Origin of the sequence: Bacillus sp. FSL W8-0223 (assembly GCF_038006805.1) — a bacterium.
In the GTDB taxonomy this organism is placed as follows: Bacteria; Bacillota; Bacilli; order Bacillales; family DSM-4216; genus Bacillus_O; species Bacillus_O smithii.
On record NZ_JBBOVX010000001.1, the window covers coordinates 1,297,827 to 1,321,979 of the forward strand.

The window sequence follows — 24,153 nt, forward strand, 5'->3', positions numbered from 1 at the left end:
GTCCACAAAAGGACCAGTTTTTTACCGTTTTTGAATGCCAACATTTTTACGATATTATCGAAGCAAGCAGAATGATTACAGGATATGTTTGCTTTTTAGAAAATTCTCCAGTCTGTTCAGCCCTTCCTCAAGCTCTTTCATCGAGGCAGCATACGACAGCCTAAAGTATCCTTCTCCATAGTGGGAAAAGGCACTCCCGGGAACCAAGGCCACTTTTTGTTCCCGCGCTAATTGAAGGCAAAAATCAAAAGAATCCAGTTTTATCGCATCAGGTATTTTTACAAAGAAATAAAATGCCCCGTCCGGGCGGACCACTTCCAAGCCGAAACTTTCGAGACGCTCATATACATAAGCGCGGCGCTTTTTGTATTCTTCCCTCATAGCCGCGGAGTCTTCTTCTCCATTTGTATAAGCTTCCAATGCAGCCATTTGAGAAATAGAAGAAGCGCAAGACACGTTATATTGATGAACTTTTAGTAAATGTTGGGCGATGTTTTCCGGCGCCATTAAAAAGCCAATCCGCCATCCAGTCATGGAATGCGATTTCGACAAGCCGTTGATGACTATTGTCTGTTCTCTTAAAAAACGGCCGATGGAGACATGAGGACGATCATAAAGAAGTTCGCTGTAGATTTCGTCAGCAATCACGAAAATAGGTTTATCTTTAAGAAATAGAGCGATTTCTTTTAACTCGTCTTCTGTTAAACTTACTCCTGTTGGATTGGACGGATAAGGCAAAATAACGCATTTCGTGTTGGCGGTGACATATTTTTCAAGAACGTCTTTTGTTAATTTAAATTGGTTGTCCCTAGTATCGGCAAAAACAGGGACCCCTTGGCACATCCGAATGATCGGTTCATAGCCGGGATAGACCGGACCTGGAAGGATGACTTCATCTCCAGGGCATAAAATGGTTCTTAAGGCAACGTCAATCGCTTCGCTCGCTCCTATCGTGACAATGATTTCGCTTTCCGGCGAATAGGTTAAATCATATTTTTTATGTACATAATGGCTAATGGCTTGGCGAAGCGGCAAATATCCTGCGTTATGTGTATAAACGGTAAAATTTTCTTGAATGGCATTCATTCCCGCTTTTTTTATATGATCCGGTGTAGGAAAATCCGGTTGGCCAATGGTTAAGGAGATCATCCCTTCTATTCCGCTCACCATATTAAAAAACTTTCTAATTCCAGAGATTTGAATATTTTTGACGTTTTCGTTCAGATATTGTTCCAATGTTTTTCACTAACCTTTCTTTCCTTTTGTTATCATTATAATGTCTATAGAGTCTCTTAAAAAGGAAAGAATCAAAAAACTTCATCATTTAAAGGCGGTTGAATGAGAGATTATGATCAGAACATGCGCTGTTGATAAAGATAACCAAATCGTATATGATGTTCCGCTTCGTGATCTTAACAATGAACATACGGTTTGGTATTGGGTGGATTTTTCGGAGCCAACCGATCAGGAAAATTCCCTTTTACGTGATTTTTTTCATTTCCATCCATTGGCTGTGGAGGACTGTTTAGACGAATTGATTGAAAGGCCCAAAGTGGATTTCTACAAAAATTATTTATTTTTTCTTTTGCATTCCATTCAGCAAACAACTTTGGCTACAGACGAAGTAGAGGTGTTTATGAACAGTCATATGCTTGTCACCTATCATAAACAGCCGAACAGAGCCATTAATAACTCATGGGTGCGTCTAAAAAAAGAAGAAGGTTTGAAAAAGGGGCCGATTTTTGTGGTCCACAGCATTATTGACCAGATCGTAGACGATTATTTTCAGCCTGTCTTCCATATTGAAGATACCCTCAATCAAATCGAAGAAAACAGCGATAGAGAGGCTGTTAATGAGTTGCTGGATAAAATATTTGAAATACGCCATGACATGTCCAAGCTCCGGCGCTCCATTTTGCCGATGAGAGATCTTCTTTACAGGCTTTTAAATTCAGAAAATGTCTCATTTATTGAAGATCAGCGATTTTATTTTCACGATATATATGACCATTTGTTGAAGTTATCAGAAATGCTGGAATCCTACCGGGAGTTTTCTGCCGATATCCGTGATAACTATATGTCTTTTAATTCCAATAAGACCAATAACATTATGATGACGCTGACGATTATTACGACGATTTTTATGCCGTTAACCTTTATCGTAGGAATATATGGAATGAATTTTGATTATATGCCGGAACTTCATATTAAATACGCTTATTATATGGTGTTAATAGGGATGGCATGTATAGCCTTCTTTATGTTTTTGATTTTTGTCAAAATTGGATGGCTGAAAATCGGGAATAAAAAAAATCGACGGAATCGTCATAGTTCAAAATAGATAGTCTTTTTTGCCTATCATTTTCATGGTATAGTTAAGGTAATTGGGAGGGGTTGCCACTATGGACAAAAATACGACAGTTCTGTTAGAAAGTGGGACAAATGAACTGGAAATTGTAGAGTTTGAAGTGAACGGAAACAAATACGGCATTAATGTGATAAAAGTGAGAGAAATTATATTGCCGGTTCCCGTCACGTTTATACCTCATTCACATCCTCATGTTGAAGGAATTATCGAATTGCGCGGGGAAATACTGCCGGTAATCGACATGATGAGTGTGCTGGGGTTTGAAAACTCTCAGCCGAAAGAGAATGATAAATTCATCGTGACGGAATTTAACTGCCAAAAAGCTGTTTTCCGTGTCAACAACGTTTCTAAAATCCACCGGATTTCATGGCAAAGCATTGAAAAGCCTTCCGAAATTTATCAAGGGAAAAGCAGTGAAATCATCGGCGTCATTAAAATGAACGGAGAAATGCTTTTGCTTTTGGATTTTGAAAAAATAATGGTCGATATTAACCCGACTTCCGGTATTCAAGTCGAACAAGTGAAAAAACTTGGTAAACGGGAGAGATCGAACAAGAAAATAATCGTGGCGGAAGATTCGCCGCTGTTGAGAAAATTATTGGAAGAGACGTTGGGAGAAGCGGGATATGTAAATATTGATTTCTTTGAAAATGGACAAGAGGCTCTTTCCTACTTGGAATCTCTCATAGAAGAAGAATCTGATATTGCAGAAAAAGTACAATTGGTGATTACCGATATCGAGATGCCGCAAATGGACGGACATCATTTGACCAAGCGGATAAAAGATAATCCAAGTCTGAAAAAGCTGCCTGTCATTATTTTTTCCTCATTGATCACCAATGAATTACGGCACAAAGGAGAAATGGTGGGAGCTGATGAACAAGTCAGCAAACCAGAAATCAATGAATTGATCAAAAAAATTGACGAGTATATTTTATAGCGATAAGGCACCGAGTGAGGTGCTTTTTTGTTATTCCGGACATAAAAATGTGTAACGGAACGCCGATTCACTTTTACGGTGAAACTTTAGAGAGTGCTTTTCAATAAAAAGGAATCGTCTCAATCGAATGAATTTGAACGGTATGGCAAAAGGGGTGAGAATATCGGTCCATAAAGTGCCGTGATTGGAATGAAAGGGTGGATGGGAGGCTCACAAACAATGCAGTAATTTATGTGAACAATTTGATGGCGTAAAACTCCAGCCGACAATCGTACGTTAAGCGGCTGGAGCGTACGAACCCGCAAAACGGGTCAAAGGTCCAACCTCTTTAGTTGATGTGGCCATTAGGAAAAAAATGACTCTCCTAGAGGTTTAAAAACGGGTTTTCGATATTTTTTTCGTCCGCTTGACGGACGTGTTTCATTTTCTTCAAAACCAGTATAATTCTGAAGCAATTTTTTCGCTTGGAACAGGCTCATATGACATTTTGGATTATGAGTATGCTGGTCAAGATGACCTAAATGCGGCAAAAGTTGAAAGTCATCTTTAGAGGCAGGTATATGAAATGAGTATTCTCCACATGTTACGAGCACATCAGACTGCTGCTGACTGTATTTTGGATTTTGAGAAAAGTGCAGCCCCACTTTTTTTGCTTTTCCTTCTTGAATCATTTTCAGCAACGCTTTCTTTTTCAGTGAATATAAGTATTTTGGATTGGTGGCTGTTTTAGCATGGCGATTCACCGTAAATATTGCTTTTGAGAGGTTCGTAGTTGTAGGAGGAAGCGAGGGCAATTCATTTTGGCTGTTCAACATGATAACTCCTTTCGAAGCATTTTTACCATATTATATCCTTTTTTAGGCTTGATGGAAAGGGGAAGGAAAAAGATAAAGAAAGTTTTTTCATAAAAATGGAATAAAAACTCTCTTATGGGAGTTCAACTTTATATTTTTTAATTTTTCTGAAACGGCTAAACCGATAAAACTAAAAGGGGATATCCATTTTTTCTCTGTATATTCTAAATATTATAAACTCTTTTTTGTTCGATGGGAAGATTGGTTTTTAACTCATCATACATGCTCCAATCTCTGTTCTTTATCAACATAAGGACCAGGCATTGCCGCTTGCCGCGAAAGAAGATCGTTTTTAGATTGTCTAAAATTTTCCGTTGTGATACGATTATCTCAAAAATGTTAACTTTTTATAAAATTAGTTAACAAAAGAGGTGAGATGTTTTTTCATGTACTTATGGGAGAAACAAATGAAAGAGGAACTGCGGCATATAGAGGATAAAAAGCAAAAACGCCATTTGTATTCTATTGATTTTTTGAAGAACTCATACGTTTTGAAAGATGGTCGCAGGCTTCTTAATTTTTCATCGAACAATTATCTTGGATTGGCTGGCGATGATCGGCTCATTCAAGCAAGCGTGCGCGCTGCCCAGCAATACGGTGCCGGATCGACAGCTTCTCGATTAATGGTTGGCAACTATTCACTTTATGAAAAAGTCGAATCGGAATTAGCGAAGTGGAAAGGGACAAAAGCCGCACTTATTTTCAACAGCGGGTATACAGCCAATGTTGGCATTATTTCTGCACTCGTCGGTCGCCATGATATCGTCTTCAGCGATAAATGGAATCACGCCAGCATCATCGATGGAACGATTCTTAGCCGAGCGGAAATGAAACGGTATCAACATCAAGATCTGGATCATTTAGAATCTCTTTTAAAAAAAGCGCCCATTCATAAGAAAAAACTGATCGTTACTGATTCTGTTTTCAGTATGGATGGGGATATTGCTCCATTAAAAGGGCTCGTTGAATTAAAAGAAAAATACGGGGCTATTTTGATGGTCGATGAAGCTCATAGCAGTGGTATTTACGGAGAAAGAGGAGAAGGGCTCCTTCATTTATTAGGTATTGAACAGCAAGTAGATGTTCAAATGGGGACTTTCAGCAAAGCTCTGGGGTCTTTTGGAGCTTACGTAACAGGAAAACAATGGATCATCGACTATTTCATCAATAAAGTGAGAAGCTTTATTTTTACCACCGCATTGCCGCCTGCTGCATTGGGATCGATCCTTGCAGCGATTTCCATTGTCCAACAAGAGACGATACGCCGGAAAAAGTTGCAAGAGAATAGTTATTATTTTCGAAAAAAACTATATGAAATAGGTTTTGATATCGGTACAAGCGAGACACAAATCGTTCCGATCATGATCGGTTCCAATGAGTTAACGGTTCTCTTTAGTAAGAAATTGGAAGAGAAAGGTGTTGCTGCTGTCGCCATTCGGCCTCCTACGGTTCCGGAGGGGACAGCACGAATCCGTTTCTCCCTTATGTCGACATTCACAAAAGAGGAACTAGATTGGACGCTTGAGCAAGTGGCCGCCGTTGGAAAAGAATTGGGGGTGATTTCGTGAAACATCAGCATTCTCTAGTCTTCCTTCCGGGATGGGGAATGAAAGGAACGATTTGGGGTCCTCTTGAAGAAAGGCTAAAATCGACTTTTGCCATCTATAAAGTGGAATGGGATGGGATTGATAAAGCAGCTGATTTTAAACGAAAAGCGCTTCAGTTCATAGAAGAAAAAGGTCTTTCTTCTTTTGTTCCCGTGGGCTGGTCGCTTGGAGCGTTGATCGCTCTTGAACTTGCTTTTTCTGTTCCCGAAAAAATCGAGCGCATAGTTCTCATCAGCGGTACGAGTCGGTTTATTCAAGGAGATCGTTATCACGCTGGATGGAATAGACGGATAGTGGAACGAATGAAAAGGCAATTGATTCGTAATCGCGCACAAACGATTTCTACTTTTATAAACTCGTTGCTTTATGAAGACGAAAAAGGGAAGGAGATCGATTTCATCGATCACTCAGAGTGTAGACAAAAGGCATCCGAATGTGCGCTTTCGGATGCCTTTTGTCACTTTTATGCTTTCAAATGTTTGGAATAGACCCCTCCAGGGGTCTATTTTATGTTATTGCTGGACTTTTCCATGTCCAGCAAGCCATCTTTTTCAAATTCATTGCAGCAAAAGTTAGCATCGCCTGCATGGACAATTTTTTTAGACCTCTTAAGGTTGTCCAACGCATACCATGCTTTTCCTTTGCATCAGCAAAAACACGTTCAATGGTTTCTTTCCGTCTTGCATAAATGCTCTTATTCTCTTGTGTATGCCGAAGATGATCAGCTTCCTCTAAATAAAATTCCCATACATGTCGCTGAATTAGTTTTTTATGCTCCTTACTTTGGGTGCACTTCGAAAGGAATGGACAATCTTTACACTGGACTGGATCAGAAAAATATTGACGATAGCCTTCCTTCGTCGTAGTTGCATATTTTAACACTTGTCCTTGCGGACAAAGATAACAATCGTAGTATTCATCGTAAACATACTCATGTTTTTTGAAATAACCATCCTTTGTACGAGGGCGAGTATAAGGTAAAGCAGGGGTCATATCATTTTCAAATATGTATTGGGCAACGGCGGGAGTTTTATATCCAGCGTCAGCAGCAACTACAACCGGTTTTCCATGTTTTTCTATGACTTTTTCAAGAAGTGGCTCCAATACGGAACTGTCATGAATATTCCCTGGCGTTACAATAGCCCCCAAAACAAAGCCATTTCGATCCGCAGCAGCATGGAATGAGTAAGCAAACTGTTTTGTTCGCTCGTCTTTTACGTAGTAACCACTTTCCGGATCAGTGGTACTTTCTTTTATTTCTTTATATTCTTCTTTCCCAAATTTATCTGGAGGAAATGGCTTTTTTCCATGTGCTTCTCGATCAGCATTTATCTCATCTTGTAGACGTGCTTGATAGGCTTTCGTTTCTTTTCGAACCACTTTCTTCACAAATTTATGCTTATTCGCACTCGCTTTGACATGAGTAGAATCAATAAAGACATGCTCACTGCTTATCAGCTTCTTATCTGCAGCTTCTTTCAAAATGCGATAGAATATCTGTTCAAATAAGTCTGTATCCTTAAAGCGTCGCTCGTAGTTTTTCCCAAACGTTGAAAAGTGAGGTACCTTATCATAAAAACCAAATCCAAGAAACCAACGGTAAGCCAGATTCGTTTCGATTTCCTCTATAGTTTTTCGCATGGAACGAATACCGAAGGTATATTGGATGAAAGCCATTTTAATCAATACAACTGGATCAATACTTGGTCGACCTCTTTCCGATGAATACATGTCTTGAACAAGCGAATAGATAAATGAAAAATCAATAGCAGCGTCGATTTTACGAACCAAATGATCTGCAGGTACAAGTTGGTCTAAAGCTATCATTTCTATTTGATCACGATTCATCTGTGTATTTTTTGTTAGCACTTCATCCACCTCAATTCATTACGGTATCTTAATTATACAAAAAAAGACTGTCGGCAAATCCGGTTTTTTCGGATTTGTCGACAGTCTGGGAGATCGATTTCATCGATCACTTTCATTGTGATAAACCAAATAGTTTAGAAGCAGGCCTTGACTATTTAATTTCAGCAGATGTTCGTTTTGCTGTGAGAGATATCTCGGCTCCATTATTACTCATTCATGGGGAAAAAGATGCAATATGCCCGCTATCCGCTGCAGAAGACATTGTGGAACAGACAAGTGGCAAGGCGCTTCTCTATAAATTGCCGAAAACCGGACATGCTCCTTTTTTAACGAAAACGGACGAATGTGCACAGTTGATTCAATTATTTGCAGGGGGAGAACAATGATCGATAAACCGTTGCTGAAAAAACGATTTAGTGACCATGCCAAAACGTATGATCAATTTGCAAGCGTGCAGAAAAAAATGGGGACTCAGTTATTGAAGCGGATGGATGGGAAAGAAAGTGAATTCGCTCCGATCCATATTCTGGAGATTGGCTGTGGTACAGGATATTTGACGAAGAAACTGTCGCAACAATTTCCCGAAGCAACGATAACCGCAATTGACTTTGCACCGGGAATGATCGAAATCGCGAAACAGCGGATCAATGATGAACGGGTACATTTTCTCTGCGGTGATATTGAGGAAATGGGGCTAAAAGAACGGTATGATCTTATCATCTCCAATGCAACCTTTCAATGGCTGAATGATATGGAGAATACTCTGATTCGTCTTAGCCATTCGTTAAAGAATAATGGAAGGATTCTTTTTTCAACATTTGGAGCCGAAACATTCCATGAACTTCACACTTCTTTTTCTCGAGCGTTGCAAAAATGGCAAATCTATACGAATGCCAGACTCGGGCAGCCGTTTTACTCATTAAAGGATTTATTAGAATTATGCGATCGTACGATTCGATTGGTTCATCCACATTCGAACATCGTCGGAATAGAGACCATTGAAAAAGAACGATTCCTCTCTGTGAGAGACTTTTTCACTTCTTTGAAAAAAATAGGGGCTACGAATAGCAATCAAGGGCCATTTTTCCAACGACCTTCGATATTAAAAGAAATGATAAAAATCTATGAGCGTGATTTTCAAGAAAATGGCTTTATAACAGCTACTTATCATTGCTTATTCATAGAAGCTGTGTTGAAACGATGATTTGATAGAGGGGAAAGAGGTTTAAAATCACATAATCAGATCCTTTATCTCTGTCATTTTGTTCTGTTTTCATTCTATCTGATGGCTTTTTCGGAAACGAACACCTCCTGCCGCTTATACGGACAGGAGGTGACCCTTACTTTGTTATACTTTGATAAATTTCGGCGATATATTATTTCCGATAATTTCACCGTAATGAAAGAATTCATTTTCATTATTTTGTTGTTCCAAAGGCAACAATGGAAATAACAATTCAGCCACCCGATACGCTTCTTCCAAATGGGGGTATCCGGATAATATAAAACGATTAAATCCTGCTTGTTGATATTCCAACATTCTTTTTGCAACTGTTTCGGGATCCCCTACTAAGGCTGTGCCGGCGCCTCCTCTTACTAATCCGATCCCCGCCCAAAGATTAGGGCTTATTTCTAATGATTGTCTGCTTTTGTTTGCCCCGCGATGCAAAACACTCATTCGTTTCTGTCCGACCGAGTCATACCGGGAAAGGACTTGATCTGCTGTTTGAACGGCTTTTTCATCGACATAGTGTATCAGTTTGTCTGCCGCTTCCCATGCTTCTTTATCCGTTTCCCGCACAATTACATGCAATCGGATGCCAAACTCAACTGTTCTGCCTTGTTCTTCTGCCAACTTCTTGACTTCTTCGATTTTCTTGGCCGCTTGCTCTGGTGGTTCCCCCCACGTTAAATACACATCGGCGTGTTTAGCCGCCACTTTTTTTCCGGCATCAGACGATCCACCAAAAAAGACAGGCGGATATGGTTTTTGTACGGGTGGAAAAAGAAGTTCGCCACTATCAATCTTTAGATGTTGTCCGTCAAACGTGACCGTTTCGCCTTTTAATAATTTTTCCCAGATCGTTAAAAATTCATCTGTCGCTTCGTATCTTTGATCATGACTTATGAACAGCCCGTCTCCCGCTAATTCTACCGGATCGCCTCCGGCCACGACGTTTATCAATAATCGACCTTTGGAAATTCGATCAAGCGTAGCCGTCATTCTGGCCGCGAGTGTTGGGGACATTAATCCCGGCCTTACGGCAACAAGAAATTTCAATCGTTCGGTTTCGACGGCCAGCGATGAAGCCAACAACCAAGGATCTTCGCATGATTTACCCGTCGGAATCAGCACTCCTTTATATCCCAGCTGGTCGGCAGCTTGAGCAATTTGTTTGAAATAATGATAAGTTCCTGCACGTCCGCCTTTTGTCGTTCCCAAATACCTTCCATCGCCGTGAGAAGGAATAAACCAGAATATTTCCATGTTTTTCACTCCTTTAAATGAACGATTATGGATGATTCATCTTAAATAAACCCATTTCAACTTATACTTCACCTTTGTAAGTGTCTTGCCATTTTAGAAAATGCTTTTCCATCAGCCTGACCAATGAATCTGTTAATTTTCCGACAATGGCAAAAATGATGATGCCGACAAATACGATATCCGTGTTGCTAAATTGTCTGGCGTCCATCATCATATAGCCAAGGCCCGACGTAGAACCCATCAGTTCCGCTACGACTAGAGAGAGCCAAGCGGCTCCTAGCGATAAACGGATTCCCAACAATATATTGGGAAGAGCGGAAGGCACGATCAGCAGCTTGATTTGCTTCCATTTGCTGAATTCAAGTATGCGCGCTACTTCAAAAAGCTTTGCGTCCACTTTACGAATGCCTAAAAAGGTATTGACGTATAGCGGAAAAAATGCGCCTAATCCGATTAATAAAATTTTCGATTCCTCTCCCAAGCCAAACCACAGAATGAATAGCGGGGTAATCGCCAAATGTGGAATAGTCCGCACCATTTGTAAAGTTGGATCTAATAAACTTTCGGATTTTGCCGATAGTCCTACCAGAGTTCCCAAAGCCAATCCCAATCCGCCGCCAATGACAAATCCACATGCGGCTCGAATAATGCTCACTTTCATATTGGTGAACAAAACCCCGGAGACGGCCAAATTTTTAGCCGCCAAAATAATTTCCCACGGTGTCGGCAATACGGTTTTCGTCACCCATCCGAGAGAACCTATTAATTGCCAAATGATAATGATGATAACAGGGAGTATAAATCCGGAAAGTAATCTATACCTTCTTTTTTTTTCGGAAGATTGCGAAATAGATTTCCATTTCTTCTCAGATTGACGTGGCGTGGAGACCGGTATTTCAGCTGTCATTCCTGCTTTGCTCATTTTTTATTCACCTACTTTTTGTTTGATAGTGCTTGATTGATATATTGATTATCTACTACTTTGCTTGTATCGATTTTTTTCTGGATGATATGTTTCTTGTATTGAAAATCAGCCGTTTCTTGCTGAGCATGAATAATCTTGCGAGAGATCGGCAGGTTGGTGGATGGATTGTTTTTCAATGCGCTGGCGACAACCTTTTTATCTAAATTCTTCGCCTTGGCATAGATCGCAACGGCTTCGTTGAAATGCTGTTTTTCCCAAAGCCGTGCCTGTTCATACACTTTCAAGAACTTCACTGTTAAATCCGGATGTTCTTCTGCAAATTGGGAACGTACGAGCATAAAACTCGGCGAAAAACTGTTTAATTGCTTTTCGGTCGTTAAAATCCTAGCATCATGTTTTAATGTTTCATAAGATATAAAAGGCTCCCAAATCGACCAAGCATCTACCTTTTTTGCATTGAAAGCCGACTGTGCTTCATCCGGTTGAAGCTGGATAATTTGCACATCGGAATCTTTTATTCCTGCTTTCTGTAAAGCCAGGTATAATAAATTAAATCCGCTGCTTCCTTTGGCGACAGCAATTTTTTTGCCTTTTAAATCTTTAAGGGTTTTAATCGAGCTTCCTTTCGGTACAAGTATCGCATCCGATTTTAATCCTAATCGGGTATTGGAAATTTCTTTAAAACCGATATCGGCGGCTTGCGCTGAAATAACAGGAGAATTGCCCACTCCCGCAAAATCAAGATGGTTGGAAGAAATGGCCTCTATTTGCGGCGGGCCGCTTTGAAATTCAGTCCATTTCACTTGAACATGGTCTTTTTGGAAAGCTTTTTCAAACAGCTTTTTTTCTTTTGCTAAAAGGAGAGGGCCGACATCTTGTTGAATACCTATATTGATCGTAGTATTTTTTTGATCTGCACTTTCGCTTGCTTGGCTGTTGCCGCATCCGGCTATTATCCAAATAATTCCGAAAATAAAGAATAGATATGCCTTTTTCATAAACTTCCTCCTTGACTGCTGTGACAGACATTATTTTGATAATGAAAAATGATTGACTGTTTCAAATTCTTGCATGACGGTTTGTCTCATTTTTTGAAATGATGAATCTGTTCTTTGGCGAGGAAATGGCAAGTCAACGGGAATCTCGCGGTGCACCGTTCCCGGTTTTGATTTCATGACGACGACTCTATTCCCAAGATAGACCGATTCATCCAAATCATGCGTCACTAAAATCATAGTCTTTTTTGTTTTTGCCCATATTTGTAAAAGCACATCTTGCAAATGTTGCCTTGTAAATGCATCCAGGGCGCCAAATGGTTCATCTAACAATAAAACGACTGGATCTCTCAATAAAGCTCGTGCGATGGCTACCCGCTGTGACATGCCTCCTGACAATTCCTTTGGATAGGCTTTTTCAAACCCTTTTAATCGAACGATGTCGATTAATTCATGTACTTTTTCGCGAATAGCAGGATCCTTTAATGAAAGATCAGCGGCAATATTTTCTTCGACTGTCAGCCATGGAAACAAGCGATGTTCTTGAAAAACAAAACCTTGGGCAACACTTGGCTTTTTAACAGCCTGTTGGCCGAGGAAAACATCTCCGTTGTAATTCGTATCCAGCCCGGCGATAATCTTCAGCAGTGTGCTTTTGCCACAACCGCTCGGACCGATCACCGTAATAAACTCACCGTTTTTTATATTCAAATAAACATCATGCAGCACTTGCACACTTCCTTGATTCGTTTTAAATGACTTGTCTTTTATATTAATTTTTATATCCATTTTTGTTCCTCCAAGCTTCAGCTTTCCTTTAACTAAAGAACAAACAGACGTAAAAAGCGATGACCTCGCTTTCGAATCGTGATACGTTTTGATCTCGAAACGAACAGGATGAATTCGCAAGGAAAGATTTCGTTTATTCGCTTTTGACATGAACAAAAGATCTATTTTTATCCATCTCCGCAATAAATTGCTCTATTTGTTTATGGATACGTTGTAAAATGTCTATGTTTCGGACATACGGTGCAGAAGTTTTATCCACATGTTTATCCAACAAATAAACCCCTTGCAATAATTCGCCTTTCAAAGCGGATAATAATGGTTTTAAAGCATACTCGATGGCGAGCATATGATGGCTGCTTCCGCCTACCATGACGGGCAGAACCGGTGTCCCTTTGAACGAATCTTCCGGGAATAGATCAATCAATGCTTTTAACACGCCCGTATAGGATCCCTTGTAGACAGGCGATCCAATGACGATTCCGTCGGCGTTTTGAAAATCATTGACAATCGAAGTGATTTGTGGATCGTCAAAACGTGCATTGAATATCGTCTCAGGCTCAACATCTCTTACGGACACCTTTTTTACATTACATCCACGATAAGCTAACAAATCACTGATTTGCTGCAATACAAGCTCTGTGTGTGAATAAGTTGTCGGGCTTCCTGATAAAACGATAATCTGCTTCAATTCTTTTTCACACCCTTTCTATTTGAAAATTGCAAAAACAAATAATAATCAAAATTTATGATTGCTCTCATTCTAATGCCATGTATTCATACCTGTCAACTATGAATTTTATTTTTGTTTATTCTGAATTTTATGTTGATTTTATTGCGCGGACATGTTATTTTGATGAATAAATCCACCATTGTTTTTTATCTTTTTCCAAAAGCGGAAGGAGCTTTCCGATAAAAAGTCTATCCCCCGATGTCTAGCAGGTAGGCAAGAATATACCATTTAGCGTATTCATAAGTCTTTCTTTTTAAAAAACGAAGACTTATTTATTGGGAAAACGAGGGAAGTGATGTGCAAAGCAAAATCCTCTTTTTTTAGTCTTTAATCATAGTAAACATATCGGCATAATTTAATTATGGTGCGTGGAAAGAAAAATTTTGGCGTTTCAAAGACAAACAATGTTTTAAATGAACATCCAATTCAATATAGAAAGGGGTTGTTGATGATGCTGGGGACAAACTTGAATGAAAAAAAGGCATTGCCGACGGTTCAAAGGGGCTGGGCTGAATTGATCCGAAAGGAAGACTGGTGGGCCGTGTGGATCGGACTTTTTCTGGTTGTGATAGCTATATTCTTTTGGTTGGCAGGGTCTTCCATTAAAGTGTTAACAGCCCAAATTCCAAAATGGGGAGACATTCATACTTTAACGACTGCGTTAAGTCAACATTTCGGTTCCATCATTCTGTTGTTGGCCATTTATATTGTTTTATTTTCGATCGCTGCATTCTTTTTGCAAGTAAAAACGAATCACTTTATTTCCGGATTTATCGTTTTATTTATACTCAGCGTTTTAATCAATATTTTTAGTTCTTGGGAATGGGCGCAGCAATATAATTTGGAAGCTCCTCTTGTTGCCCTTGCTTTAGGGCTTATCATCGGCAACTTAATACCTATTCCCGAATGGTTTGGAACGGCGCTCAGGACGGAACTTTACGTGAAAGTGGGGATTGTGCTTCTTGGGGCAACGCTTCCTTTCACACTGATCATAAAGGCTGGTCCTGTTGCCTTTCTCCAGGCAACGATCATTGCTGTGGCAACATTCCTTGTCATTTATTTCGTGGGAACCAGATGGCTGGGATTGGATAAACGATTTGCGGCCACATTAGGTGCAGGGGGCTCCATTTGCGGTGTTTCGGCTTCAATTGCCGTAGGCAGCTCCATAAAAGCAAAGAAGGAACATGTTTCCGTCTCGATTTCACTTGTTGTGATTTGGGCAGTATTTATGATTTTTGCTCTTTCACTTATTATCAAATGGCTAGGATTACCAGCGGGACAAGCGGGAGCGTGGATCGGAACATCAGAATTTGCAGATGCGGCGGGAATAACGGCTGCCAGCTCATTCGGCGATAAAGCGCTCGTAGCCTTTACACTCATGAAGGTCATCGGTCGTGATATCTTTATAGGGGTTTGGTGCTTCATACTTACGTTCATTTCAATCACTTGGTGGGAAAAGAGAAATGAAGGTGCAAAAGCGGATACGTCTGAAATATGGCGCCGATTTCCTAAGTTTGTGATTGGTTTTTTTAGCGCCTCAGCCATCCTGACCATCCTTTTGGCCGGCTCTTCGGCCGTTCAGGCAGATGTGATTAATACAGAGATTATTGCACCAATCAAAGAACTGAGAACATGGGCTTTTACTTTTTGTTTCCTGTCGATTGGATTGACAACTCGTTTTAAAGAATTAACATCGGTTGGTTGGAAACCGCTTGCCGCCTTCAGTGCAGGGGTCGTGGTGAACGTCGTTTTGGGATATATTTTATCTATTCTTGTCTTTGGCTCTTATTGGGCGAATCTATCATCATAAAGAAAAAAGGCCTATGTACAGTTCAACTTTCATAGGCCTTTTTTCTGCTGATCAACACGAATATTAAAGGAGTGCTGTTGAATGAATAAAAATCAACTGACTTGTAATCAAAAAATCTGTTTTATTTTCGAAATTTGGGATCGACAGATTTGGTTTCCGCGCAAAATAAAACCTCTTAAAAGGTCATCCCGTTTTCACCAAGTGAATTCACGACATGTGAGAGAATTGAAGGATCGTTTATCGCTTCGATTGGAGAAGATTGCTTGCATGATGGACATTTTGCAAGAAGCGCATGATCATTGGATGATTTACGAAAAAAAGAACCAAATCATTATGGAAACCGCTACTTTTGGTTTTAGTGAAGCTCTCGACATCTTGTCCAGACATGGTTTCACCAATGGCGATTATATTTTGAAAGTGGAATACGAACGAAAATGGGGAATGCTGTGATTCTTTTCCGTTTTACGAAACTCGGAAGAAATGTATAAACAAAAAAGTCTTTCAACGAACTAAACAGCGAGATTCCAAATTTTCAAGGAACTGATTTCAAAACGATTTTTGTAATCTCGGGAACGGCGAAAAAACGATATGGAAGACGGGTGGTGCCTAATCCGCGATTCACATAAAGTGTGAGTCTGTGGTGTTTTGTCAGTTCATAGCGTCCTTCTGGATATTTTGTTCCAAAGGGTGGGGTAATCAATGCCCCGATGAAAGGCAGTTTGATTTGTCCGCCATGGCTATGACCGCTCAATTGTAGTTGAATAGGAAAAAGAGAAGCCTCATCCGCTAAATCAGGTGCATGAGATAATAAAATCGTAAATTGATTTTCTGGGATTTTTTTGATCGTTTCATAAAGATTCGGTGATCCGAGCATAGCATCGTCAATTCCAGCGATGTAGATGCGTTGTTGGTTAATCATAGAGATTGTTCTGCTTTCATTGCGGAGAATTTGAAAGCTCGATTTTTCCATGATGTTTTTATAAATTTCTGTTCCATAGCCTCCGTGATCGTGATTGCCGTAAACGGCGAACTTTCCAAAAGGGGCTTTGATTTTCCCGAGAATGTCAGGGAGAACATGCTTTTTTGGAAACTGACCAGGGTGGTCTAACAAATCGCCTGTAAAGAATACAATGTCAGGTTGCAAAGAATTGATGATGGCGACATGTTTTTGCAATTGATTCAAAGTATATTGAAATCCAATATGAGTATCGCTGAATAGAACGATCGACATTCCGTCAAATGACGGAGGAATGAGAGGATGGTAAAATTCTTCCACATGGATATCCAGCCGTTTCGGTTCTATATAATGTGCGTAGGCCAGTCCTCCGCCGGACAACCCTAGAAAAGCCAAAAAAGTGCCTGCCATCTTTTGGAGAAACATTCTTCTCGATATTCTCATGTTCACGTTGATCCACACCTATTCTTGCCATGGGGGATACCCACTCATAAAAAGTGGATTGGCGTTTTTTCTTTTCAAGAAACGGGAATTTTCATGTTGCAGCAGCAAGTGCTGTCATTCCTAAACACGAATCATTTGCTTTCTAGTAAACTGATTCAAAAAGTTTCTGTTATTATTCTATGGACTTGCAATCAAATGTATTGCTTATTTTCGATTCAAGTGTTACTTTTTGAATAGATGAAGTTGCACAATAAAAGATGGCAGCTTAAAGGAGGCTGCAGCCGTGCAAAAAGAAAATCGGTTTGAAATGTTTTTCCTTCCTTCTAAAAAAGGAATGATACGGGTGTTTATCTATGGATTTGATGCTCCCGGAAGCTGGGGACAGGTGTTTGCCCAGTATCATGAATATACCATCAATATGAAAGGGTATAATAAAAAGAAGACGATCATTCAAACATTAAATAAATTAAATGAAAGATTAATAAATGAAAACCTCTAAATTCCGCTTCGGCGGAATTTTTCTCTTATCAGCGTTTTTTTATAAATAATGAAAAAGGACGAGGATCATTGGGGGTCATTCTGGCGGGAACCCGCTTTTTTTCATATAATATAATTGAGATTTTAAATTTTTTGTTAAGAGAAAGTTCGTAAGAAGCGGATGATTGGTAGAATTAGCGAACTTTTGAATGATTCGACAACCTCAAGTATTTTGAATCGAGCGATTTTTCCGGCTAATAAAGCAGAATATAGCACATTTTTGAAACGGGACAAGGAATTTTTCCCTATGTTCATACTTTTGCTGAATATGCGCCTAGGAAAAGCCGTTTGGCCTGTTCTAAATAAAAGACGGAAACAAGATTTTTGCTGATGGGGGCTTGTTTATGGACGCATTGGAAATTATGGCGAATTTAGATAGAGTAGTTCCTTACTTTCAACCGATCTTTAGCGCAGATGAACATAGCATCATTGGGTACGAGGTGTTGGGAAGATATTTAGGGGAAAATGGACCGGTAAGTTTAGGAGATTTCTTTGAAGATGAGGAAGTGCCGGATGAATTTCGGTTAGAGGCGGATAATCACATCTTAAGGCAGGCGCTCAATCGTTTTATGGAGGAAGAAGCGGAAGGACATCTGTTTATCAACAGGGATGCTCGTTTACTGATGATGGACAAAGAAGAAGAATTTCTCAATATATTGCTCGGGTACAAAGAAACGGGTCTTGATCTACATAAAATTGTGCTTGAGATTTCGGAAAAAAAATATACGAGTGATCTTGAACATCTATTACAATACTATAAAACATTTGGCATACAAATTGCGATTGATCATATTGGGGAAGAGAATGTCAATATTCATAAGTTTACCGGTTCTTATCCGGATATATTAAAAGTCAGCTTGCAAGCTCTTCGACATGATGCCGGAAACCGGGCATACAAAGACATTCTTCACTCTTTGTCGATATTAGCAAGAAAAATCGGCGCTTCTCTGCTTTTTGAAAAAATAGAAATCGAATTTCAGCTTCAATATGCATGGAAACATGGAGGCCGGTATTATCAAGGCTGCTACTTGCAAGAGCCAATACCCGGTTTTTTGCCTTGCGATGTTCTTAAGGAGAAATTGAGGAGAAAATTCCAAGAATTTATTCTTCATGAAAAGCGCATGCTGGAAAAAGTATATCTTCAGGCGGAATCCATACAAAACGATTTGCAAACACTTTTGCCGAAATTAAGGAAACAAACGGATTCGAGGATTGAACTGCTCAAAGAACTGGCTGCTTATTTTGATCCGATGTGTTTTCGTTTCTACATATGTGATGAAAACGGATTTGAAGTGACGCCGAACTTGTTGAAAAAGGATGGGGAGTGGATTGTACAGCCGGAGTATTTAAATAAAAACTGGAGCTGGCGTCCCTATTTTCTGGAAAACATTCTCCGCATGCGCAAAAACCGTACCGGTCTTTTATCAGATTTGTATTCTGATCTTGAAACGGGGGAAATAATCCGCACGTTCTCCTATCCAGTCAATGATCATGAATATTTATTTATGGACATTACGTACGATTATTTATACGAGCATGATGGTCTTCTTTATTAAAATAGGTTCGAATAGCTCATTCAGCACCTGGACATATTAACTATACACAATATAAGGCTAGAGGTGCTGAATATGAGTTTTTTTATGTGGATTTTAACATTGGCGGGCGTTGTAGTGGTTTCCGGATCTCTTTTGTACACGATTCTGATCATACAAGAGCAAAAACTGAAACGAACATACGATTCTGCGATCCCAAAAGCTGTTCAAGATCATCCCTATATTCGAAACCCTGTTATATGGACCGTAGTGATCGGAACAGGGCTTGTTCTTTTTTATATATTTTATGAGGCGGTCATTTATGGCTATTTATAGAAGGAACAGACCTCGTTCAGAATCGTGAATAAAGAAAAACGGGCCATTGTGACTAGTGATAGAAAATCGTGTAGACAATATCAGAACATGTTATCCTTTACATCTATTTCTTCAATAAGAAAAGAGAGGAAAATTTTCGCTTGGATCGATTCTATCTTTGCTTATCTTGTATTTCTTTTGCAAGATGTGTTTCCATTTTTTGAAACTGTACACAAGAAGATGTTTATGCTTCCTTCCTGTTAGCAAAGGCTCAAAAAATTTGAAAAAAATAAAATAGTTGGCTGCTTAAAAGATGTATGGTATATTTCTCTTGTTTCTTTTTTTAAAACTATTTGTACGGGCGGCAGACAAGTAGACCATTTATTTAGAAAGGGGAATCCTAGCATATGTCACAATTGCTCGGCATTATTCAACGACTCAAGTCATTGCAAGAAGGAAGCGAGACAGGAGAGGTCCAGCAACGGCTGTTTGAACTGAACGGAAAAACCATTTGCCAAGTTAAATATTTCCCAAATAAAGATACGTTTGAGTTAGAAGTGTTCGATCAAGACGGTAAATCCAAAAAGTATCCGTTTGATGACATCGATATGACCGCCATTGAAATTTTTGATTTACTTCAGGAAGAACGGCAGCAATAATCGAGTTCCCTTGTTGAGGATTTGGTCTCAATAGGGGATTTTTCATGTCAAAATACTGTAGATAAGAATCAATTTCTGGTATAATGACAGAAATTCAAAATATAAATAACGAGTGCGGGTGAAACCGGTGACCTTTATCATTGTTTTGTTAATCATCCAACTTTTCTTTTTGCTGCTGATGTCTGCGGAGCTCGCAGGAACAAGAAAGGAATTGACGGAAATCCGTAAAATTTTGTCTGATCAATCTTCTAAAAAGCCGACGGATCGGTCATAGCTGTTTTGCAAGAGCGTCAAGTTCTTTCGGCAGCGGAACTGATAAAGTGCTTTAAGTGCTTTGTTTGCTGAACTTAGAAGGGCTTATTCCTTTTTTATATTTTCCAAGGTGTTTTAGGGGCAAGAAATTCGGGTATATGGTAAAATGTAAAAAGAAATCAAGCGCTTACATAAAGCGGTAATTTTATCTGGAGGAGATGGAATGATTTCTTTCCAAAGCGAAAAATTTTTAGAAACAAAGATTTCGGATTTCTTAATTCCTTCTGAAAAAGTAGCCCATGTACAGTTAGAAAACAGCTTGGAACATGCTCTTCTAGTTCTGACAAAAAGCGGTTATACCGCAATTCCTGTCCTGGATCCTCAATTTCGTTTACATGGGCTTATCAGTTCTCCAATGATAACAGAAGCAATCCTCGGTCTTGAACGGATTGAATTTGAAAGACTTGAACAGCTAAAGGTAAAAGATGTATATAATTCTAAAATCCCTACGTTAAAATCTGATGATCGCTTTAAAAAGGCGCTTGGATTATTGATTGATCATCCTTTTCTTTGTGCGGTGGACGACAGTGGATATTTTGAAGGCATTTTAACGAGGAGAATCATTTTAAAGCAATTAAACCGCCACGTGGATCAATTAAATCATTTTTAAGGGCTGCTCCCGGTATTGGGAGCATCTCTCTTTTTGGCAAATATCCAATCCCCGTTTAATAGGGCTGCATTTTCATTTCAGGAAGATTGAAATAATGAATGGGAATTCGCGATTGAAAAGAGGTGTTGTGGATGATGGATAGCGAAGCATCTGTTTCCGGTTTGAAGCAAACAAAGCGGCCTTATGTTCTTGCGGCTGTTATGCTGGCGATGTTCATGGGTGCTGTTGAATCGACGATCGTCTCAACGGCAATGCCTGACATTGTCTCTGATCTTGGAGGATTTTCCCTCTATGGCTGGGTGTTTTCTGCTTATCTGCTTATGAATTCGGTCACTGTTCTTATTTATGGGAAATTATCCGATCTGTTAGGCCGTAAACCAATCATTTCGATAGGAATCATTTTATTTTTAATTGGATCGACTTTGTGTGGGTTTGCTCAGTCGATGGGACAGCTTATTTTGTATCGCTTTATTCAAGGTATTGGAGCAGGAGCTGTCATGCCAATAGCGAATACGATTATTGGCGATATTTATACGAAAGAAGAAAGAGCAAAAGTACAAGGATATTTATCTAGTGTTTGGGGCATTTCAGCCATTGTCGGTCCCGCTGTCGGCGGAATATTGGTGGAATATGTCAGCTGGCATTTTGTTTTTTGGATGAACATACCTTTGGGAGTGCTATCGCTTCTTGGCATTTGGCTGTTTTTTCATGAACATTTAGAGAAGAAAAATGCCGAAATTGATTACTTAGGGGCGATTTTCTTTACAATCGCTATCTCCTCTTTTATGTTTTTGTTAGTGGAAGGCGGAGTGAATATTGGGTGGCGTTCAAATGCCAGCGTCGGAATATGGTTTGGAATAGTCCTTTTTTTGGGCTTATTTATTTGGCAGGAAAAGCGGGCAAAAGAGCCTCTCGTTCCGTTTGCCATTTGGAAGGTCCCTTCTATTGCTATTGCGAATGTGGTTTCCTTTATAACGGGAGTGATGCTGATCGGCATTAGTTCTTTTCTTCCAACGTATGTACAAGGTGTGATGGGGGAAAATGCCACCATTGCCGGATTTGCCTTGACGGCCATGTCCATTGGTTGGCCGATTGCTTCTACTGTATCCGGAAGATTATTATTGAAAATTGGGTACCGATATACTTCGCTGCTCGGAGGGATCTTTCTTGTTATCGGTGGATTGCTTTTTGTTTTTATGAAATCGTCCTCAGGTCCGTTATGGGCGGCTGTCTCTTCGTTTTTCGTCGGAGTGGGGATGGGATTAACATCCACCGCTTTCATTGTATCCATTCAAAGCACGGTTGAATGGCAGCAAAGAGGGATCGCCACAGCTACCAATATGTTTATGAGAAATCTTGGAAATACAGTCGGTGCTGCTTTGCTTGGGGGAATTTTAAACAGTCGCCTCCAGCGTTATTTGGAACACCGTACAGATTCTCAACATGCTTCTATCAATTCAATTAATTCTTTGCTCGGCAACAGCGGGAATAGAGGGATTCCGTCTAGTTTAGTCTCCGTTCTGAGAAACGGTTTGTCCGCTTCCTTGCATACTGTATTTTTGGTTGTCTTTTTCTGTGGTCTTCTCTCTTTTGTTTTGGTGATGTTTTTGCCTAAAAAAGAATAGCGAGAATTTCTTGCGAAATAGAACGAACAGAAGGGAAATAGGTCATGTCTTTTTCGGAGTTTCAACTATTATCTGTTCTGGCTCAAGAAATGAATATGCGAAAAGCGGCTGAACGGCTGTTTGTATCTCAGCCCGCTCTTTCTCAGCGTTTGCAGAACATTGAAAAAGAATGGGGAACAAGGTTGTTCAACCGTTCCCCAAAAGGATTGACTTTGACACCTGCCGGGGAATTGGTGGTGGATTTTGCAAACGAAATTCTGGAACGAAAAGAAAAAGTGCTGGAAAAAATTCATTCATTTGAATCGGAAGTACATGGTACGCTAAAAATTGCCTGTGCCTCCATTGTAGGGCAAAATTGGCTTCCGAAAGTATTAAAGCAATTTGTCGAAAAGTATCCTCATGCCAAGATTTCGTTGATGACGGGATGGAGCAGCGAAATAGCGAAGGCGCTTTATGAAGGAGAAGTGCATATAGGCATCCTTCGCGGTACACCCGATTGGAAAAGCCGAAAAATTCATTTATTCAAGGACAGGCTTTACCTGGTTGACAAGGAAATTCGCCGAGTCGAAGAAGTATTGGAAACCGACAGGCCGTTTATCCAATTTAAAAGCGACTCCAACTATTATCAAGAAATCCAGAATTGGTGGCATCGTCAGTTTCAAATGGCCCCAAAACGAACGATTATTGTCGACCAAATCGAAACGTGCAAGCAGATGACGTTTAACGGGATCGGCTATGCGATTCTCCCTGCGATCACGCTTCATCAGTGGGAATCAGATTTTTATAAAATTCCTCTTCACGATGAACATGGGCTGCCAATGGCGAGGGATACTTGGCTAATGGGATATGATTCCGCCTTTGAACTAAGACAGGTGGAGGCTTTTGTGGAAGTAGTCAATGATTATTTGGCAGAGCAGTCGACAAGTTTTGAATAAAATCTCTTGTACTAAGGACTTTCCTTTGCTAAAGTAGTATCAAACGTTCATCTGCTTTTACGGCGGTTTGTGTTCAACCGCTGCAAAAAATACATATTGAGTGGTTTGCCAAATATGGACAAGGAGGAAGAGTTTTTTTATGAAAATGTTGGACGCACATGAGATCATTTCATTTATCAGCAACAGCAAAAAATCTACACCAGTAAAAGTTTATATAAAAGGAAATTTAGATGGAATCGACTTTGGTCCTTCTGCCAAAACCTTTATTAACGGCAATACAGGTGTAGTGTTCGGCGAATGGGCGGAAATTTCACAAGCGATTCAAAACAATGAAGATCGCATTGACGATTATGTAATCGAAAATGATCGCCGCAATTCTGCTTTGCCTCTAATTGATTTAAAAGGAATCAATGCACGTATCGAACCTGGTGCCATTATCCGCGATCAAGTGGAAATCGGCGATGGGGCCGTCATCATGATGGGTGCCGTCATTAATATTGGCTCCGTTATCGGCGAAGGAACGATGATTGATATGAATGCGGTTCTTGGAGGACGTGCGACTGTCGGGAAAAACTGCCATATAGGAGCAGGTGCCGTTCTTGCAGGTGTAATTGAACCTCCTTCTGCAAAACCTGTCATTATTGAAGATGATGTGCTTGTTGGCGCTAATGCGGTTATTTTGGAGGGTGTAACTGTCGGAAAAGGTTCGGTCGTAGCAGCCGGTGCGATCGTAACAAAAGATGTTCCGCCTAATACGGTGGTGGCTGGTGCTCCTGCAAGAGTGATCAAAGAAATTGATGAAAAGACAAAATCCAAAACAGAAATTATGCAGGAACTTCGGAATTTATAATGTG

26 protein-coding genes are annotated in these 24,153 nt (G+C 39.9%); 17 read left to right on the plus strand and 9 right to left on the minus strand.

The features are described from left to right. Positions 1 to 75: 75 nt before the first annotated feature. Complete coding sequence (locus NST81_RS06425; RefSeq protein WP_327798109.1) at positions 76 to 1,236, minus strand: aminotransferase A; 1,161 nt, start codon at positions 1,234 to 1,236, stop codon at positions 76 to 78. A 112-nt stretch (positions 1,237 to 1,348) separates the two neighbouring features. Between NST81_RS06425 and corA the strand changes: the two genes are divergently transcribed. Then, positions 1,349 to 2,341 (plus strand): magnesium/cobalt transporter CorA, encoded by a 993-nt coding sequence (gene corA, locus NST81_RS06430; RefSeq protein ID WP_048623044.1) that lies wholly within the window; start codon positions 1,349 to 1,351, stop codon positions 2,339 to 2,341. Positions 2,342 to 2,402: 61 nt separating this feature from the next. After that, a complete protein-coding gene (locus NST81_RS06435) occupies positions 2,403 to 3,308 on the plus strand; it encodes a chemotaxis protein (protein ID WP_048623045.1) in 906 nt (301 codons plus the stop codon). A gap of 344 nt (positions 3,309 to 3,652) precedes the next feature. Here the strand turns inward: NST81_RS06435 and NST81_RS06440 are convergent, their stop codons facing one another. Continuing rightward, positions 3,653 to 4,123 (minus strand): YkyB family protein, encoded by a 471-nt coding sequence (locus NST81_RS06440; RefSeq protein ID WP_048623046.1) that lies wholly within the window; start codon positions 4,121 to 4,123, stop codon positions 3,653 to 3,655. A 425-nt stretch (positions 4,124 to 4,548) separates the two neighbouring features. On the opposite strand from NST81_RS06440, the gene bioF reads away from it, so the two are divergent. Both bioF and NST81_RS06450 read left to right on the plus strand, forming a co-directional pair. Then, entirely contained in the window at positions 4,549 to 5,730 is a 1,182-nt protein-coding gene (gene bioF, locus NST81_RS06445; protein ID WP_328201897.1) for an 8-amino-7-oxononanoate synthase, read from the plus strand. Continuing rightward, positions 5,727 to 6,257 carry an alpha/beta fold hydrolase gene (locus tag NST81_RS06450; protein WP_341028969.1) on the plus strand — a complete coding sequence of 177 codons (531 nt, stop codon included), beginning with the start codon at positions 5,727 to 5,729 and terminating at the stop codon, positions 6,255 to 6,257. Before bioF ends, NST81_RS06450 begins: the two co-directional genes overlap by 4 nt. 19 nt (positions 6,258 to 6,276) lie before the next feature. Here NST81_RS06450 and NST81_RS06455 read toward each other — a convergent pair whose 3' ends face one another. Further along, positions 6,277 to 7,638 (minus strand): IS1182 family transposase, encoded by a 1,362-nt coding sequence (locus tag NST81_RS06455; protein WP_003354354.1) that lies wholly within the window; start codon positions 7,636 to 7,638, stop codon positions 6,277 to 6,279. A 74-nt stretch (positions 7,639 to 7,712) separates the two neighbouring features. Between NST81_RS06455 and NST81_RS06460 the strand changes: the two genes are divergently transcribed. Continuing rightward, a complete protein-coding gene (locus NST81_RS06460; RefSeq protein ID WP_341028970.1) occupies positions 7,713 to 8,024 on the plus strand; it encodes a hypothetical protein in 312 nt (103 codons plus the stop codon). After that, positions 8,021 to 8,842, plus strand: coding sequence for a malonyl-ACP O-methyltransferase BioC (gene bioC, locus NST81_RS06465; RefSeq protein ID WP_341028972.1), 822 nt, complete (start codon positions 8,021 to 8,023; stop codon positions 8,840 to 8,842). Before NST81_RS06460 ends, bioC begins: the two co-directional genes overlap by 4 nt. Positions 8,843 to 8,986: 144 nt before the next feature. On the opposite strand, the gene ssuD is transcribed toward bioC, so the two are convergent. From ssuD to ssuE, 5 genes are all read right to left on the minus strand, one after another. Then, a complete protein-coding gene (gene ssuD / locus NST81_RS06470) occupies positions 8,987 to 10,126 on the minus strand; it encodes an FMNH2-dependent alkanesulfonate monooxygenase (RefSeq protein ID WP_003354380.1) in 1,140 nt (379 codons plus the stop codon). Positions 10,127 to 10,187: 61 nt separating this feature from the next. Then, positions 10,188 to 11,033, minus strand: coding sequence for an ABC transporter permease (locus NST81_RS06475; protein ID WP_429771227.1), 846 nt, complete (start codon positions 11,031 to 11,033; stop codon positions 10,188 to 10,190). A 26-nt stretch (positions 11,034 to 11,059) separates the two neighbouring features. Continuing rightward, a complete protein-coding gene (locus tag NST81_RS06480; RefSeq protein ID WP_341028974.1) occupies positions 11,060 to 12,049 on the minus strand; it encodes an aliphatic sulfonate ABC transporter substrate-binding protein in 990 nt (329 codons plus the stop codon). A 30-nt stretch (positions 12,050 to 12,079) separates the two neighbouring features. Next, positions 12,080 to 12,835, minus strand: a complete 756-nt coding sequence (locus tag NST81_RS06485) for an ABC transporter ATP-binding protein (RefSeq protein WP_048623053.1) — start codon at positions 12,833 to 12,835, stop codon at positions 12,080 to 12,082. 133 nt (positions 12,836 to 12,968) lie between these two features. Beyond that, positions 12,969 to 13,523, minus strand: coding sequence for an NADPH-dependent FMN reductase (gene ssuE, locus NST81_RS06490; RefSeq protein ID WP_341028977.1), 555 nt, complete (start codon positions 13,521 to 13,523; stop codon positions 12,969 to 12,971). Positions 13,524 to 14,016: 493 nt separating this feature from the next. On the opposite strand from ssuE, the gene NST81_RS06495 reads away from it, so the two are divergent. Beyond that, positions 14,017 to 15,375 (plus strand): YeiH family protein, encoded by a 1,359-nt coding sequence (locus NST81_RS06495; RefSeq protein ID WP_341028978.1) that lies wholly within the window; start codon positions 14,017 to 14,019, stop codon positions 15,373 to 15,375. Positions 15,376 to 15,456: 81 nt separating this feature from the next. Continuing rightward, positions 15,457 to 15,825 carry a hypothetical protein gene (locus tag NST81_RS06500; protein WP_048623056.1) on the plus strand — a complete coding sequence of 123 codons (369 nt, stop codon included), beginning with the start codon at positions 15,457 to 15,459 and terminating at the stop codon, positions 15,823 to 15,825. A gap of 82 nt (positions 15,826 to 15,907) precedes the next feature. Here the strand turns inward: NST81_RS06500 and NST81_RS06505 are convergent, their stop codons facing one another. Next, positions 15,908 to 16,774 (minus strand): metallophosphoesterase, encoded by an 867-nt coding sequence (locus NST81_RS06505; RefSeq protein ID WP_003354386.1) that lies wholly within the window; start codon positions 16,772 to 16,774, stop codon positions 15,908 to 15,910. Positions 16,775 to 17,057: 283 nt separating this feature from the next. Here NST81_RS06505 and NST81_RS06510 point away from each other — a divergent pair, with 283 nt between their 5' ends. The 9 genes from NST81_RS06510 (at position 17,058) to dapD (ending at position 24,149) form a co-directional block, all read left to right on the plus strand. Then, positions 17,058 to 17,273 (plus strand): hypothetical protein, encoded by a 216-nt coding sequence (locus NST81_RS06510; RefSeq protein WP_003354387.1) that lies wholly within the window; start codon positions 17,058 to 17,060, stop codon positions 17,271 to 17,273. A 382-nt stretch (positions 17,274 to 17,655) separates the two neighbouring features. Further along, positions 17,656 to 18,867, plus strand: coding sequence for an EAL domain-containing protein (locus NST81_RS06515; protein WP_048623057.1), 1,212 nt, complete (start codon positions 17,656 to 17,658; stop codon positions 18,865 to 18,867). A gap of 72 nt (positions 18,868 to 18,939) precedes the next feature. Further along, positions 18,940 to 19,179, plus strand: a complete 240-nt coding sequence (locus NST81_RS06520) for a hypothetical protein (protein WP_003354389.1) — start codon at positions 18,940 to 18,942, stop codon at positions 19,177 to 19,179. Between the two features lie 386 nt (positions 19,180 to 19,565). Next, entirely contained in the window at positions 19,566 to 19,817 is a 252-nt protein-coding gene (locus NST81_RS06525; protein ID WP_003354390.1) for a YkuJ family protein, read from the plus strand. A 127-nt stretch (positions 19,818 to 19,944) separates the two neighbouring features. After that, positions 19,945 to 20,091, plus strand: coding sequence for a hypothetical protein (locus NST81_RS06530; protein ID WP_155814574.1), 147 nt, complete (start codon positions 19,945 to 19,947; stop codon positions 20,089 to 20,091). A gap of 201 nt (positions 20,092 to 20,292) precedes the next feature. Next, complete coding sequence (gene cbpB / locus NST81_RS06535; RefSeq protein WP_327803223.1) at positions 20,293 to 20,739, plus strand: cyclic-di-AMP-binding protein CbpB; 447 nt, start codon at positions 20,293 to 20,295, stop codon at positions 20,737 to 20,739. A 134-nt stretch (positions 20,740 to 20,873) separates the two neighbouring features. Beyond that, on the plus strand, positions 20,874 to 22,364 hold the full coding sequence (locus NST81_RS06540; protein WP_340396187.1) for an MDR family MFS transporter: 1,491 nt from the start codon (positions 20,874 to 20,876) through the stop codon (positions 22,362 to 22,364). 44 nt (positions 22,365 to 22,408) lie between these two features. After that, on the plus strand, positions 22,409 to 23,299 hold the full coding sequence (locus NST81_RS06545) for a LysR family transcriptional regulator (RefSeq protein ID WP_003354395.1): 891 nt from the start codon (positions 22,409 to 22,411) through the stop codon (positions 23,297 to 23,299). 139 nt (positions 23,300 to 23,438) lie between these two features. Continuing rightward, complete coding sequence (dapD, locus tag NST81_RS06550) at positions 23,439 to 24,149, plus strand: 2,3,4,5-tetrahydropyridine-2,6-dicarboxylate N-acetyltransferase (RefSeq protein ID WP_048623059.1); 711 nt, start codon at positions 23,439 to 23,441, stop codon at positions 24,147 to 24,149. Positions 24,150 to 24,153 lie beyond the last annotated feature (4 nt).

Excerpts from the sequence above, each read along its gene's own strand:
- corA (WP_048623044.1), top strand. The coding sequence starts at position 1,349 with ATGATCAGAACATGCGCTGTTGATAAAGATAACCAAATCGTATATGAT.
- NST81_RS06435 (WP_048623045.1), top strand. The coding sequence starts at position 2,403 with ATGGACAAAAATACGACAGTTCTGTTAGAAAGTGGGACAAATGAACTG.
- NST81_RS06440 (WP_048623046.1), bottom strand. The coding sequence starts at position 4,123 with ATGTTGAACAGCCAAAATGAATTGCCCTCGCTTCCTCCTACAACTACG.
- bioF (WP_328201897.1), top strand. The coding sequence starts at position 4,549 with ATGTACTTATGGGAGAAACAAATGAAAGAGGAACTGCGGCATATAGAG.
- bioC (WP_341028972.1), top strand. The coding sequence starts at position 8,021 with ATGATCGATAAACCGTTGCTGAAAAAACGATTTAGTGACCATGCCAAA.
- ssuD (WP_003354380.1), bottom strand. The coding sequence starts at position 10,126 with ATGGAAATATTCTGGTTTATTCCTTCTCACGGCGATGGAAGGTATTTG.
- NST81_RS06475 (WP_429771227.1), bottom strand. The coding sequence starts at position 11,033 with ATGACAGCTGAAATACCGGTCTCCACGCCACGTCAATCTGAGAAGAAA.
- NST81_RS06480 (WP_341028974.1), bottom strand. The coding sequence starts at position 12,049 with ATGAAAAAGGCATATCTATTCTTTATTTTCGGAATTATTTGGATAATA.
- NST81_RS06485 (WP_048623053.1), bottom strand. The coding sequence starts at position 12,835 with ATGGATATAAAAATTAATATAAAAGACAAGTCATTTAAAACGAATCAA.
- NST81_RS06495 (WP_341028978.1), top strand. The coding sequence starts at position 14,017 with ATGCTGGGGACAAACTTGAATGAAAAAAAGGCATTGCCGACGGTTCAA.
- NST81_RS06500 (WP_048623056.1), top strand. The coding sequence starts at position 15,457 with ATGAATAAAAATCAACTGACTTGTAATCAAAAAATCTGTTTTATTTTC.
- NST81_RS06505 (WP_003354386.1), bottom strand. The coding sequence starts at position 16,774 with ATGAGAATATCGAGAAGAATGTTTCTCCAAAAGATGGCAGGCACTTTT.
- NST81_RS06515 (WP_048623057.1), top strand. The coding sequence starts at position 17,656 with ATGGACGCATTGGAAATTATGGCGAATTTAGATAGAGTAGTTCCTTAC.
- NST81_RS06520 (WP_003354389.1), top strand. The coding sequence starts at position 18,940 with ATGAGTTTTTTTATGTGGATTTTAACATTGGCGGGCGTTGTAGTGGTT.
- NST81_RS06525 (WP_003354390.1), top strand. The coding sequence starts at position 19,566 with ATGTCACAATTGCTCGGCATTATTCAACGACTCAAGTCATTGCAAGAA.
- cbpB (WP_327803223.1), top strand. The coding sequence starts at position 20,293 with ATGATTTCTTTCCAAAGCGAAAAATTTTTAGAAACAAAGATTTCGGAT.
- NST81_RS06540 (WP_340396187.1), top strand. The coding sequence starts at position 20,874 with ATGGATAGCGAAGCATCTGTTTCCGGTTTGAAGCAAACAAAGCGGCCT.
- NST81_RS06545 (WP_003354395.1), top strand. The coding sequence starts at position 22,409 with ATGTCTTTTTCGGAGTTTCAACTATTATCTGTTCTGGCTCAAGAAATG.
- dapD (WP_048623059.1), top strand. The coding sequence starts at position 23,439 with ATGAAAATGTTGGACGCACATGAGATCATTTCATTTATCAGCAACAGC.